This window comes from Paenibacillus sp. P46E (assembly GCF_001909095.1).
GTDB classification, from domain to species: domain Bacteria; phylum Bacillota; class Bacilli; order Paenibacillales; family Paenibacillaceae; genus Paenibacillus_AQ; species Paenibacillus_AQ helianthi.
Map to the genome: position 1 here is coordinate 282,985 of NZ_LVYZ01000044.1, position 13,027 is coordinate 296,011.

Genomic DNA, 13,027 nt, shown 5'->3' on the forward strand with positions numbered 1-13,027 from the left:
TCCTTGTCTCTTGAATCGGGTATGGTGATTTACGGTTTAAACTCAAGAATCAGCTTGTCCTCTGCGTGACTCCTGACCTGATCCTCAGAAAAAAATACATTAATATATTGGTTGTTCACCCATAGAGGAATCTGATCCTCCCGGTTCTTATGGAACAAGTGTCCGCTTTGTCCTGTAGAGTTCACTGTCTTCATATCATTCAGCTGACTCATATCAATAATCATGCGCTGCGAGGTCCCAAAGCCGACAGTAAATGGCTGGTTCCAATAGAAGGAGGCCATGTTTACCGTTGAAGTGCTTCCGGGAATCGCATATTTCTTGCTGTTAAAAATTTTTTCCATCAGGGCTATTCCGCTCTGACCGAACGGTGTATGAGTAAATGTGACGGTATGCAGCCGCCCCCAGTTCCATTTCTGTATGTCTTCCCCGTATTGTGAACGCAGCCATTCAACCGCTTGATCCAAACTTTTGGCAATCATATCATCCCGCGTCTCAATACCGGTTGTTTCCGGATCATCAAACCAAGAGCTTTCAGGATTATTCATCAGCTTGATAATCGTTGGCTGAGTCCAATCGGGATAATTCAAATACGATGCAGGCGTAAACATCGCCCCGCCGCTGTCTTGCCAGCCAAATGAACGTTCAAACATATTTCGGAGCATAAAGTTATACCACACTTCAAAAACAGAAGTCCCGATACTGTCAACATCCGTGTATAGATCCCATGAGCGAACCTCATCCAACGCTTTTTGGGCTAAATCCGAATCTGCATGGACCCCTAATAAATAGGGACGGATGTTTTCTGCGAACAAGGAATATGTATCGGTCTGAATGGCTTCCATATCTTGTGGAGACAGAGTCCCTCCTTTTTTCAGCAAGTCACTAATACGCGCTGCCCGATCTCCTGGTGCCCAATCATAAGAGAGCGGGGCATTCGACTGGGTCACATCGTTGTTGGTAGTGACAATATATCCTGCGGGGGGATTGAACTGTGTCGGCAATTTGTCAAAAGGCACATACCCCTTCCATTCGTATTCCCCCGTCCAGCCGGGAACCGGAACTGTACCCTGATGCTTGGATTCACGAACCGGTACTTTACAGGCGGCCTGATAACCAATGTTGCCCTTAGTATCTGCGAAGACGAAATTCTGGCAGGCATTATCCCATGTTTTTAGAGCTTCCCGGAATCCATTCCAATCCTTAGCCAGATTGATCTGCACAATGGATGTAAACAACGTGCTCCCTTCATTCAGCGTCCATTGCAGAGCTAAGGGATGCTCATCCGATAGGCCAAGCACTTGATTAATTATCGTTCCGTGATGTGTGGCGTACACTTTATATATGACCGGATCTTTACCCTTTACGTTAATTTGCTCTGTCTTTATGGTAATAGGCTTCCAGTCCCCCTTATACAGATACCGTCCGGGATCCTGCTCACGATCGAATTTTTCCAAATATAAGTCCTGCACATCAGAGTTCAGATTTGTAATCCCCCATGAGATATGGGCATTGTGCCCGGTTACAATAAGGGGAACGCCCGGAAAAGTGAATCCGGCACTGTCAAACCGTCCTCCGTGCAGACCGTTCTCATACCAGAGCGAAGGCATTCCCAGATTGATATGTGTATCATTTGCTAAGATAGGCTGTCCTGTTGTAGTCCGGCTACCACTGACAACCCAATTGTTGCTTCCCCACATTTCCGAATGATTGTTCATCCATCTGTCAATCCCGGCACTCACTTTTTTGAATTCTTGATTTAACCAAGCGTAATTATCAACTTCCTTTGGAATCACCAGCGGATTCTTGTCTCCCAGAAAAGGAAACAGCTCACTGATATCCTCTCCGCTCCTGCTTGCAATCATTTTTGCCCGTATGAGTTCCTGGGAATGATTGTACGACATGAATAAGGACATCATATTGCCCCAAGCCAAACTGTCCTCTGGTGTCCATTTTTCAGGCTTGATGCCAAGCATTGTAAACTCTACCGACAGTGATTTTGCATTCTGCTCAATATAGTAATTCACACCTGCCGAGTAGGCCTCTAATAATTTCCGGGTACCTTCATCAAGCTGGGGATAGGTTTTCTTGGCAATTTCCTTCAGAGAGTATGCACGAAAGTATTTATCCATTTCGACAGACATCTCGCCGAACACTTCACTTAATGTTCCCGAAATTGCTCTGCGGTTCATATCCATCTGCCAGAGTCTATCCTGGGCGTGAACATATCCCTGAGCAAAAAGAAGATCCTCTTCCCGATCCGCATAGATTTGCGGAACCCCCCATTTGTCCCTTATAATCTCCGCTTTTCTGCTCTTTCCAGCTGTATCTGCTGTGATTTCAATCTTATTGTTCTTCGTGTTGGTTTCTGTAGACGCTGCAATTTCTATAGTTCCGTTCTTCTGGGGCCATGGGGCAAATACCATCCATGAAGCCATCGCTGCAATAAGGATGAGCAGTACCGTCAGAAATCCGCCGATAATGAGCATCCACTTTTTCAACCTCCGTTTTCCGGGAGATTTTTCTTTATTTCTCACAACACCAGCACCTGCCTTGATCTAAGGATTTATCGCGCAAGAAATACCCCTCTCCGATTGAGAGGGGTATTTTTATTAACCAGCCGTACTGGAGCCATCTGCACAAAACTTCTTATACAGCTTAGCTCAACTTGCTAGAATAAGGAATGTGTGCCGCGAGATCGTTCATCATATCCCGGATTAGCGTCTGCTGCTGCTCTCTGATAAAGAAATGACCGCCAGGATACAATCTGAGTGAAAAAAGCGGAGCGGAGTATTGTGCCCAAGCCTCCAGATCTTTGTGGTCAACCTCCTTGTCCTCTTCACCTCCAAAACCGGAAATCGGGAATGGAAAAGGACTTACACCCGAGCATGTATATGTCTCCTCAATAGCCAGATCTGCTCGCAGTATCGGAAGGTACAACTCCAACAGCTCCGGGTATTGAAATATCTCTTCAGGTGTTCCGCTGAAACTGCGTAATCTCTCAATAAACGCTTCTCCGGGCAACAGGTAGATCGGGTCTTCCGTTTGTTTCAAATGTGGAGCCCTGCTTGCTGAGACAAACAACATTTCCGGAATCCGGCTTCCTGAAAGAATCAATCTTCTGGCAATCTCGAAGCAGACCGTTGCTCCCATGCTGTGTCCAAAAAAGAGAAATGGCTTATCCAGATAAGGCATCAACTCCGGTAACAATGCCGCCACTAACGGCTCCATAGCAGAAATTGGCTCTTCCGCTATCCTTGTTTCCCTGCCTGGAAACTGTATCGCGCATAATTCCAGGTCCTGTACCAGATCCCGGCACCAGGGATAATATACAGATGCAGATGCTCCTGCATAAGGGAAACAGAATAGCCGCATCCGGGCTTGCGGATTAGGCTTGGGTATTCTAATCCAAGGACTCAGATTCGCATAATAATCAGGATTCTTCAAGTTTCCACCATTCCCTCCATTCTTCAGGTATCCATTCGGCTACTTCAACATCCTTGACTCTGTCGCACACAGGAATATAGGGCTTGATATCAAGGATGCGGCTTCCATCAGCTGCATCAATTCCCCTGAGCTGTACAAATCCCTCTTCTTGATTAACAGCCAGCAGTTCACAAGTGGTAATAGCAATAGAATTGGGTCTGAACGGCGCGCGGCTGGCAAAAACACCTATCTTTCTCCCCTGCATATATGGAGGTCTGATCGTTAGAGTATTGGTTTGCGTGCTGTTATCGCCTCCCGCCCACCATACAACAATAACGTGGCTAAACTCATCGAGTCCTTTCAGGCCTTCTGCATATGGAGGAATGATCTCCAGAAAGCTGCTCTCGTTGAAAGGGCCCTGCACTTTTTTCACAAAGCCGATTGTGTATAAGGAGTAGTTGCTGTCCGACCAACTCATTTCCCTTCACCGTCCTTCTTTCATGTATTGGATAGGGATTTCAGCATCATAGTGATATTGGATGTAATCAGCTCCGGTTCATCACCGATAATGTGATGTCCGCTATTCGACGTAATCACATGCTGCACATTCTTTCGCCCCTGGCACCAGCTGCGGTGAAGCTGCACCCTACGCTCCACATCCTCAGGTTTTAAGCCATGCAATGTTCTTTCAATCTCTCCGTATCGTGTGGAGGATATAATGACCACGGGTATATGATCGGGCAAAGGCATAGAGCGGACCTTATCGGAATTCACATTCATCTGCTCCCACTCGTCATTAAATCCAGCCCCTCCCATTCTTGCAAACCTGTTGGCCGATTCAATATAGGTCAACCATTCATGGTCGGGCTTGCTCTGCTTCAGTACCGCCAAATAATCTTCATGGGAAGGTTCTGCCAGAACGAGGCCGGCCACTTCGCCGGGGTAACGATGGGCAAAGACACGAACATTAAACGCACCGAAGGACGCTCCAACCAAGAGATAAGGAGGGGCAAGCTGGGCCTGAAGCAACATGCTCCGCAACTCTTCAACCATAAAGTCACAATCCCTTGAACATTCACTGCGAGCAGACCTGCCAATACCGGCCCTGTCGTACGACACGGTTCTGGTCAGCTTCGCAACCTCTGATTGCACAGGCCACCAGGAAGATAAGCTCCCCCCCATTACATTTTCAAAAATGACTGCGGGCTCACCCTCCCCTATCTCTCTCATAAAAAGACGTGTTCCCCCAGCATGTACAAGCCGTTCCCTCATATTAGACGAATGTCTCCTTTCCGACCGCTTTCCAATCCCATTTCTTGCTTTAAGAACCGGCCGGTATAACTCTCTTCACAACTGGACACGTTCTCAGGGGTCCCTTCAATCACCACCTGACCTCCGCCATCCCCACCTTCGGGTCCCATATCAATAATCCAATCGGCCGCTTTAACAACATCCATATTATGTTCAACCAGGATGACCGTATTGCCGGCATCCACCAGGCGGTGAAGCAAGTCCACAAGTTTTTGGATATCGGAAAAGTGCAACCCCGTAGTGGGCTCATCCAAAATATACACGGTTTTCCCTGTATCTACCCGGCTTAATTCTTTGGCCAGTTTAATCCGCTGGGCCTCCCCGCCACTGAGAGTCAGCGCGTTCTGACCAAGCTTAATATAAGACAAGCCTACTTCCTGGAGTACGCTCAAGATTCGTACAATATTCCGTTCCTTTGCAAATACGTTGAGCGCCTCGCTTACATCCATTTCCAGCACATCAAATATCGAATGCCCTTTGTATTTAATCTCCAGTGTTTTCTGATTATACCGTTTGCCTTGACAGTCTGTGCAGGTCACCCATACATCAGGCATGAAATGCATCTCCACCTGCTTTTTGCCGTGACCTTCACAGGTTTCGCATCTCCCACCTTTGGAATTGAAGCTAAAGTGATTGACTTTATATCCTGCAGCCTTGGATTCAGGCAAATCAGCAAAACATTTGCGTATTTCATCGAATACCTCAACATAAGTTGCAGGGTTCGAACGTGGTGTACGCCCGATCGGTCTTTGGTCAATAGTGATAACCTTGTCAATCTGATTTGTTCCTTCGATTGTAGTATGAGACATGATCCCCCCCTTGCCCCTTTGCTCTACCGCAGTGGATAAAGCAGGAGAGAAAATACGGGATACAAGCGTACTTTTCCCCGAGCCGCTTACGCCAGTCACACAGGTCAATACGCCTGTCGGAATGCTCACATCAATTCCTTTCAGATTATGCAGCCGGGCATTTCTGACCGTCAGCCATCCTGCCGGTTCACGGCGGGTGGATGAATTGGGCGACTGAATAGCCAGTCTGCCGCTCAAATATTGTCCGGTTACCGACTGCGGATGATCCATAATATCCTGAACCGTTCCTGACGCAATAACATGGCCACCCAATATACCGGCTCCGGGTCCCATATCAATAATCCAGTCGGCAGCACACATTGTTGCGGCATCATGTTCTACAACTAACACTGTATTCCCCGCTTCTTTTAATCTTTGCAGGGTTCGAATCATCGCAGCATGATCCCTTGGATGCAGACCGATAGACGGTTCATCCAACACATAACACATGTTGATCAGTCCGCCGATTAATTGTACTGCCAGACGAATTCTTTGGCTTTCGCCTCCTGACAATGTAGGAGCTGTCCGCTCCAAGGACAAATAATGCAGTCCCACATCCAGCAATGAACGAAGCTTGAGAAATAATTCACGAAGCAGATCACCGGAAATTTCAAGCTGCCTTGCGTTTAATTGATGCGGCAATCCGATTACCCAATCATGAACATCTTTAATCGTCATTCGAGAAACTTCCGGAAAACGGATATTCCCGATCGATACCGATCTTCCTTCAGGACATAATTTTTCCCCTTTACACAGCGTACAAGGTTTCTCACTCATGAACTCCAGCAGCAGTTGCCGGACATTCTCCGCCTTGGTCTCACGAAAGAGACGGTTCACATGATGAATAATCCCGAACACCGGTCGGACAATTTCGCCCATTCTGCCACGCTTCTCCATCTCATAGGTGAAATGAACATTCTCTTCTCCCGTACCCTGAAAAGCAGCTTCCCTAAAGCGTTCAGGGAGTTCCCTCCAAGGTGCTTCTAAATCAATATTCCAGGCATCGGCTAAAGCGATAATCTCACTCTTCATCCAGTTTCCGGAACGTTTATACTGCCGTAATGCACCATACCAGGGAGAAGCTCCGTCCAATAAGGATATTTCAGGGTTGGTAATGACCTTGTCCATGTCCACGTTCAGTTTGACTCCCAGCCCGTTACATTCCGGGCACATTCCGCTTGGACTGTTGGAGCTGAAGATTTGCGGTGTCAATTCAGTAAACACAAGATCACAATAAGGACAAGTATTATGTGTGTACAAAAAGAACTGCTGCCCTTCATCCAGGGTCACCAACAATATCCCTTTTCCGAAATCAAGCGCCGTCTCGACAGCTGATTCCAAACGATCGGCTTCTTGTGGAGAAGCGGATCGAGAGAACTGGGAGATCACAAGCTCAAAGGAGGACTTCTCCTTGATGATGCTTGAAATTCTCTCCTTCTCATTCCAGTTAATAAGCTCTCCTTGATGAAGAATATGGTGAAGCCCGTGACCGGAAGCCTTTTTACGCAGTGCCTGTACAGCCTTTTCGCTTGTCAGTGATATTTTGGCCGATAGCCGGATTTCCGTTTTTCCATGTATAGATTTTAATGTCTCTACAATTTGATTGGGAGTCATGACTTCAAGCTTACGCCCGCACTCGGGACAATGCGATGTTCCCACCTGGGAAAAGAGCAAACGCAGATAGTCAAAAATATCAGTCAGACTTCCAACTGTGGATCTTGGGTTTAGCCCTATCGTTTTTTGCTCAATGGCAACCGTGGGACTTAATCCTGAGATCTGCTCCACATCCGGCTTCTCCATCGGAACTGCCATATATCTGCCAAAATGCTCCAAATACCTGCGTTGTCCCTCTGCATGAATCGTATCAAAGGCCAACGTCGATTTGCCGCTGCCGCTCACACCCGTGATCACGACAAATTTAGAATGCGGAATAGCAATGGTTACATTCTTTAGATTATGCTGGTTTGCCCCTTTGACAAGAATATGGCCTGTATCCGTTTCAGCAGGTGCAGACAAAGCAAAAAAACGATCCAACATCGATTCATTCTCCATCGAATTGGAACTCGCAGGTAACGGTTGTTCATCCTTATTAAATTTCATCAAAATATCACTTGCCGAGGCTATAGTGCTGCCAGCAATTTCAGCGGACTGTTCAGCTCCTCCCATTAAACGAACCTTGGAACGTACAGCTTTGCTATACGGCATATCTTCATACTCCAGGCCCATTTCTTCAAAGTTCTGATCTACACTGGAAGTAAGCCCGGCGATCCGATCCAGCAATGTTTTATCCTCGCGTGTAAGCTTTTTCTCATCCTTGGTAATCAGTTCCCCGAAGAAATCCCACGGCATCAATTCAACTTTATTCAATGCATCTAAGTCATGCAGCAGACTGCCGCGAATCATGCGCATCCCGCGAAACTTTTTATAGCCGAATTCATCCGCCTTAAGCTCGCCGCTTCTTGTAATCTGCCAAGCCTGGCCTGCTGTTACAAATTGTTCATTTCTTTGAATATCCAAGGGATTGATTTCATAGAGCTCATTGAACTCCTGGTATTCATTGCTTATGGAAGGGTCCACCAGCACCCAGCGTGATTGTTCTGCATTCCAATACTCTGCGATCCACCGGTCTTCATTCATAAATTCGCTGCTATAGCGGGAATAACCCACACGCATTCTGGCTGGAATATGATGATAACGCAGCATAGAGACCAATAACAGAGCATAGTGCCGGTAAGTCGCGGACAAGCGTTCTGCAGGTTTGCGCGATATCGAAAGAGGTGACTTATCCATTTTGTTGATTTGTTCCAGCATTTCCCTCACAGTCCGATAATGTGCTTCAACCTTGTGCTGCTGCGATAACCGGATATCGTAGATTTCCTCTTCTTCGTTCGGGTTAATTAATACTCCCTGGATGATTCTGATCATATCAGTAGGATCAGAACCGATGCCATCTAACAAAACTCCATATTCCTTCGGGTCTGACATAGGGCTATGCTCTGAATAATAAGCGAGTGCATTCTCTTTCAATAGCAGTATCCTCCTCAATGAAACACCCATTGTTAATTAGAATTTGTAACAGATGGTTATAAGCCTCTCTCCCCAGATCTTACGCTTAAAGGCCTCATATCTGTCCAAATCTCTTTAATATATTCCAGGCACTCCTCTTTATTCCCTTTTTTTCCAGTATAATTCCATCCAAGAGGTTTTTCTTTATGCTCCGGCCAAATTGAATATTGCTCCTCATCATTCACCACTACAGCATAAATAGGCATGGATTGTTTACTGTTCATCTGAACCTCCTCCTAATATTTTTTTCTGAACGCATGAGCCGCGATTATTATTTGTTGAACCTGTGAGCTTCCCTCAACAATCTCCATAATTTTAGCATCTCTGAGATATCTTTGAACGGGATATTCCGATCCGCAACCATTGGCGCCATGAATCTGAACTGCGGCATTAGCCGCATTAAATGCTGTCCTTGAAGCAAAATATTTGGCTTTAGCCGTCTCCATAACAAACCGCTCATCATTATTTTCCCTTAAATAGCTGGCATGAAGACATAGCAATCTGGCACAAGTAATATTTGTCTCCATATCCGCTATCATTTCCTGAATTAATTGATGATCTTTCAGTAACTTTTCCCCTTGTTGACGCTCAGCAGCATAATGAACACTGGATTCCAGGCAGGCTTGGGCCAGTCCCACACACCCCCACGCTGTGCTGTATCTGCCATGGGATAATCCGTAGTTGGCAACATGTGACAGCCCGAATCCGATGCGGCTCAATACATTTTCCGCAGGAATCCGGCAATCTTCGAAGGTTAGCTCTGCCAACATAGAACCTCTGAAGCCCAATAGCCCCTTAATCGGAGTTGTGATAAAACCCGGCGTATTCCGCTCAACCAAAAAAGCACCGATTCTTCCCTGGCATTTAGCAAATACAATATACAGATCAGCGCTGCCACCAAAAGTAATCCATTTTTTAGCACCGTTGAGGATATAGTCAGAACCTTCCAGGACCGCCTCTGTCTGCAAATTTCTAATGTCGCTCCCAACATCAGGCTCTGTCAGTGCAAAAGCGGTGGTTACCTCGCCCGAAGCCATTTTTGGCAGCCAATGTCGTTTCTGCGTCTCTGTTCCCCATTTAAGGATAGCGCTCGATACCATTCCTTGAACACCGATTAAATTTCTAACATTAGAGCAGCCCCTGCCAATTTCCTGATGAAGCAGGCCAGCGGTAATCAAATCCATATCAGAACCGCCAAATTCACGTGGCAGATCAGCCCCCCAGTACCCTTTTGCAACCATCTTTTCAATAATTGCCTTGGGAATGCATTCTTCCTGGTCAATTTGCGCGGCATACGGCATAATATCTTGATCTACAAAGGCCCGGAATTCTGCTTGTCTCTCTTTTTGAACTGTGCTAAAATCCACTGCTATCATCTCCCCGAGTACCTAATTTTTCATTAAGTAGGCAGATTTCTCCCCTGTCATCCAGCTTTATAGCTGCACTACCATTTTTGGATTATGTTGTATCATCACCGACATAACGTGCCGCAACAACGATTATGTAGATTGATACATTGTCGTTAATGGTATGATAAATGCGATCTATGGTTTCCGGCTTACATTGATTGCCAGATCAACCGTCTTACTGTCCCCAATAAAGTTAAGTTTGACTTTAGCTCTGTTATGATGATTGTCTAATTTGGATATTCTATCTTCCATTCCCAGCAGGGGTCCTTCTTCTACAATAAATCCGCAACCCTCCACCATTACTCTTGAGGAATGTATCACTCCATTTACATCAACCAGGTTAAGGATGGTCTCAATCTCACTAGGATCAATGGATGTCCAATAACAACCATCCTTGCAGGTTGATCCTGTATTGAGAATTTTTATAACATAGGGAATCTCCATAATCTTGTAATATATTTCCGGTTTCATTGTTGCTCTAATTAGTACATAAGAGGGAAACAATAACTTAATGGCGGCATGTTTAATCCCCTGCCTTCGTTCTATCATTAACCGTTTGGGCACTAACGAAGTACAGACAAATTCGTTAAATACAGCATGGATGCGACTCTCAACCAACGTTTCTTTATCGGCTTGAACAAACAGAGCATACCATTCCACGAATAACACCTACTGTATAATATTCTTATGCATTTTATGAAAACCGTATCAAATTGACACTGATATTTACTAGATTCTGCGCATCTTCTTCACTTCCTCAGGCAGATCCGTCTGATGTGCTATCCACCAGCACATGGTATTGGCTCCTGCAAAAGCAAAAAAGCCTGCAGCTACGGATAAAGGTTTCCATAACAATTTTGAAAAGTTCATTTTATTCTCTCCTCTACATGTTTAATCAACATTGATATTTGGGAAATTATAAAACCGAAAGAACAAGCTGTAACAACTGAATTAGATACACTGAAATAACACGCATAAATAAAGAGAATAAAGAAAGTAATATGTATTATTTTGTTGATGTTGTGATACCTCTTATCCTCAGGCTTAGCGATAAGAAATAGAGTAATAAAAATCAACAAAGAAGCTGCCGCACATACAATACTTACTGAAAAATACAGAATGCTTGGCATGAGATCGATAGTTAGAATGGCTGCCGAGAAGATTACACTGGATATCAGATAGCACCTTGCAAAAGTCTGAGCATGATATCCTCTTCCATAACTCCTTGACAATATTACGCATCCTATCAGAACACACGCCTCAGCTAATCGGCCAATTTGCAAGGATATAAAGAGAATAGTCGCAGTAATCATCAAAACTTCCATCATAGCCTGTATTCCATAGCGAAATACTGGAATTTCTTCATCGGTTATAGCACCCTGCCTGACCGCCAACATTGTGGTTTTATTCACAAATCGTTCAATCATTCCCCGCCCTCCCGTCAAATTGAATATATCATATAAAACCATTAATGGGTTAAAATAGTCTCTAAATGGAGAAAAAGGGGGTTGAAATGCATTTTTTGTCAAGTATTTGCAGTCTATATGTTGGATCATGTAACTTATCTATAGTTGTTAGGGGGCTCGCAATACCTGGAGGGTTGAAATAGCAGAAAATAGACAACTTATTTACAGGGGGAAGAACTATGTTTCAAGTGGCTGTATGTGATGATGACGCAGCAAATCATAATCTCATAAAACAATTATTACTGATACTCACGAAATGCACCCATTTCTCGTTCGACACCTATTTTTTTTCCTCAGGAGAGGAACTCCTGGAATACTACAGAACTCACGAATCCAATCCGTTTCACATCCTTTTTCTTGATATAGAAATGAACGGAATAAACGGCATTAATACTGCAAAGCACATCCGTTCACTTCCAGATCGTGATGTGCAGATCATTTTTTTGACCAGTTATCCTGAATATATGATGGACAGCTTCGATGTGCAAACATTCCATTACTTAGTTAAACCAATATCTAATGAGCTATTCATTTCTAAGGTGACCCAGCTTTGTAATTACATTCTAGCTTCCGTCAATCGATATTTAACGATCAAGACAAACGGGGAATATCTTGTACTAAAAAACTCAGCAGTTATTGCCATTACTAAAGTTAAAAATACGATAGCTAAAAAGCGGCTTGAAGTCATAACAACCGGACAGCGCTATGCCTGTGTAGGGACATTAGAAAGCTATTCCAATAGCCTTGAATATCCTTTCCTACTCGTCCACCGTTCAGTCTTAATCAATATGGAACATGTTTTAAAATTCACAGTATCGTCGGTCGTCATGAGTAACAAAGAAGAATTCCCAATCGGCCGTTCAAAAGCTCAAACAATAAAAGATAGCTATGCCCGCTATATGCTCGCTCTGATTAAACAAAGGGGGTGAAGCATTGCATAACTTTTTATTTATGGGTACTACACTTATGCAATTACTGTTGCTGCATTCCTTTTTCTCTGTCCTGTTGCCACCGTCCGATAAAAGTATCCTGACAATTTCTCTTCTTTATTGCTTAGCTGGAGGAATCCTATTTACCTCCACCGTATGTTTTTTCCCAGTGCTAGTTACAGGAATGTTATCCGTAGCAAGCACATTTCTCATTTCCAATATGTACAGAGCTCAGCTTGGGACAAAGCTATTGTTTTCTTTGCTTTACTTGGCCATTGGCTTCATAGCGGAATCCCTCTCCTTTTATCTTACCAGGATATTGAATCTTACAAACGAAGCATCCAACCACTCCGAATTTAATAAGCGTCTATTGATATTGGTTTTCTCTATTCTGGTCATGTTCTTTATTGTTTTTACTATAAAATTCGTCAAGAATGGTAACGAATATAAAATACGAAAAACCTATTATATTCTATTCACAGTAATTATTTTTATAAGTTTATTTTTAATGAACACCTTATTTTACTATTCACAAAAAAACCTGCATTACGCCCTCTCCATAATCGGTATATTAT

Annotated in this window: 11 protein-coding genes; 1 reads left to right on the forward strand and 10 read right to left on the reverse strand. The window is 44.3% G+C overall.

The window, feature by feature from the left end:
- Positions 1 to 29: 29 nt before the first annotated feature.
- From A3849_RS16930 to A3849_RS16975, 10 genes are all read right to left on the reverse strand, one after another.
- Positions 30 to 2,498 (reverse strand): penicillin acylase family protein, encoded by a 2,469-nt coding sequence (locus A3849_RS16930; protein WP_143191840.1) that lies wholly within the window; start codon positions 2,496 to 2,498, stop codon positions 30 to 32.
- A gap of 157 nt (positions 2,499 to 2,655) precedes the next feature.
- Positions 2,656 to 3,372 carry a thioesterase II family protein gene (locus tag A3849_RS16935; protein WP_256700805.1) on the reverse strand — a complete coding sequence of 239 codons (717 nt, stop codon included), beginning with the start codon at positions 3,370 to 3,372 and terminating at the stop codon, positions 2,656 to 2,658.
- A gap of 58 nt (positions 3,373 to 3,430) precedes the next feature.
- Positions 3,431 to 3,901 carry a tRNA (N6-threonylcarbamoyladenosine(37)-N6)-methyltransferase TrmO gene (gene tsaA / locus A3849_RS16940; RefSeq protein ID WP_083613546.1) on the reverse strand — a complete coding sequence of 157 codons (471 nt, stop codon included), beginning with the start codon at positions 3,899 to 3,901 and terminating at the stop codon, positions 3,431 to 3,433.
- A gap of 20 nt (positions 3,902 to 3,921) precedes the next feature.
- Positions 3,922 to 4,653, reverse strand: a complete 732-nt coding sequence (locus tag A3849_RS16945; RefSeq protein ID WP_178382723.1) for an alpha/beta fold hydrolase — start codon at positions 4,651 to 4,653, stop codon at positions 3,922 to 3,924.
- A 38-nt stretch (positions 4,654 to 4,691) separates the two neighbouring features.
- The gene (uvrA, locus tag A3849_RS16950; protein ID WP_178382724.1) at positions 4,692 to 8,609 is read right to left on the reverse strand and encodes an excinuclease ABC subunit UvrA; all 3,918 of its coding nucleotides are present in this window, start codon (positions 8,607 to 8,609) and stop codon (positions 4,692 to 4,694) included.
- Positions 8,610 to 8,665: 56 nt separating this feature from the next.
- Positions 8,666 to 8,872 carry an MbtH family protein gene (locus A3849_RS16955; protein ID WP_074112467.1) on the reverse strand — a complete coding sequence of 69 codons (207 nt, stop codon included), beginning with the start codon at positions 8,870 to 8,872 and terminating at the stop codon, positions 8,666 to 8,668.
- Positions 8,873 to 8,884: 12 nt separating this feature from the next.
- Positions 8,885 to 10,024: an acyl-CoA dehydrogenase family protein gene (locus tag A3849_RS16960; protein WP_218619247.1), complete on the reverse strand. Its 1,140-nt coding sequence runs from the start codon at positions 10,022 to 10,024 to the stop codon at positions 8,885 to 8,887.
- Positions 10,025 to 10,192: 168 nt separating this feature from the next.
- On the reverse strand, positions 10,193 to 10,717 hold the full coding sequence (gene loaP / locus A3849_RS16965) for an antiterminator LoaP (protein WP_074112468.1): 525 nt from the start codon (positions 10,715 to 10,717) through the stop codon (positions 10,193 to 10,195).
- 69 nt (positions 10,718 to 10,786) lie between these two features.
- Positions 10,787 to 10,927, reverse strand: a complete 141-nt coding sequence (locus A3849_RS16970) for a cyclic lactone autoinducer peptide (RefSeq protein WP_083613548.1) — start codon at positions 10,925 to 10,927, stop codon at positions 10,787 to 10,789.
- Positions 10,924 to 11,484, reverse strand: coding sequence for an accessory gene regulator B family protein (locus tag A3849_RS16975; protein WP_074112469.1), 561 nt, complete (start codon positions 11,482 to 11,484; stop codon positions 10,924 to 10,926). The genes A3849_RS16970 and A3849_RS16975 overlap by 4 nt, the downstream gene beginning before the upstream one ends.
- A 218-nt stretch (positions 11,485 to 11,702) precedes the next feature.
- Between A3849_RS16975 and A3849_RS16980 the strand changes: the two genes are divergently transcribed.
- Positions 11,703 to 12,452 carry a LytR/AlgR family response regulator transcription factor gene (locus A3849_RS16980; RefSeq protein WP_074112470.1) on the forward strand — a complete coding sequence of 250 codons (750 nt, stop codon included), beginning with the start codon at positions 11,703 to 11,705 and terminating at the stop codon, positions 12,450 to 12,452.
- Positions 12,453 to 13,027 lie beyond the last annotated feature (575 nt).